Source organism: Mesorhizobium sp. M8A.F.Ca.ET.161.01.1.1 (assembly GCF_004792105.1).
GTDB lineage: Bacteria > Pseudomonadota > Alphaproteobacteria > Rhizobiales > Rhizobiaceae > Mesorhizobium.
In genome coordinates this window covers 1-389 of record NZ_SRTD01000136.1, presented here as the reverse complement: position 1 = coordinate 389, position 389 = coordinate 1, and the positions used below count along the sequence as shown (strand labels likewise).

The 389-nt window shown below is 63.8% G+C and carries 1 protein-coding gene; it reads left to right on the top strand.

Translation table 11 applies throughout. The annotated features are described in order from the left end of the window. A partial coding sequence (locus EN804_RS35015) for a TRAP transporter large permease subunit (protein ID WP_135922328.1) occupies nucleotides 1-389 on the top strand: 389 nt, incomplete at both ends.

Sequence of the window (389 nt, the reverse complement as noted above, 5' to 3'; positions counted from 1 at the left end):
CCTGCTCGTCGCCGTGCCGCTGTTCATCCTCGTCGGCACCGTCATGGAGCGGGGGCGTGTTGCGGAGCGCATTTTCGATTTCGCCGAGGCCATGGTGGGCTGGTTGCCCGGCGGCCTCGGTCACGTCAACGTCATCTCCTCGGTGATTTTTTCCGGTGTCTCCGGCTCGTCCGTCGCTGACATCGCCTCTGTCGGCGCCATCGAGATCAAGGCGATGGAGCGGCATGGCTTCCCGAAGGGTTATGCCGTCGGCATGACGCTTTGCACCTCCACGCTCTCCTCGATCATTCCGCCGTCGATCCTGATCGTCATTGCCGGCTCCATCGCCAACGTGTCCATCGGCACATTGCTGATCGCGGGCCTGGTGCCCGGCCTCTTCATCGCCTTCG